This is a genomic window from Gordonia sp. i37, assembly GCF_002043085.1.
Taxonomy (GTDB): domain Bacteria; phylum Actinomycetota; class Actinomycetes; order Mycobacteriales; family Mycobacteriaceae; genus Gordonia; species Gordonia polyisoprenivorans.
On sequence record NZ_MVPX01000569.1, the window covers coordinates 1 to 533 of the forward strand.

At 54.8% G+C, this 533-nt stretch carries 1 rRNA gene; it reads right to left on the reverse strand.

What is annotated here, in order from left to right:
* A 16S ribosomal RNA gene (locus B1964_RS27925) occupies positions 1-438 on the reverse strand; the annotation flags it as partial.
* Between the last annotated feature and the right edge of the window lie 95 nt (positions 439-533).

Consider the following 533-nt stretch of genomic DNA (forward strand, 5'->3'; position numbering starts at 1 on the left):
CTGAAAGAGGTTTACAACCCGAAGGCCGTCATCCCTCACGCGGCGTCGCTGCATCAGGCTTGCGCCCATTGTGCAATATTCCCCACTGCTGCCTCCCGTAGGAGTCTGGGCCGTGTCTCAGTCCCAGTGTGGCCGATCACCCTCTCAGGTCGGCTACCCGTCGTCGCCTTGGTAGGCCATTACCCCACCAACAAGCTGATAGGCCGCGGGCCCATCCCCAACCGCAAAAGCTTTCCACCACAGAACATGCATCCCATGGTCATATCCGGTATTAGACCCAGTTTCCCAGGCTTATCCCAAAGTCAGGGGCAGATCACCCACGTGTTACTCACCCGTTCGCCACTCGAGCACCCTGCAAGCAGGGCCTTTCCGTTCGACTTGCATGTGTTAAGCACGCCGCCAGCGTTCGTCCTGAGCCAGGATCAAACTCTCCATGAAAAAACATCGAAACCAAACAGTTTCAACACAAACCAGGAAAGCAAAACCTGACAAAAACAATCCAAAAAACTGGCAAAAAAATCCACACCACACCC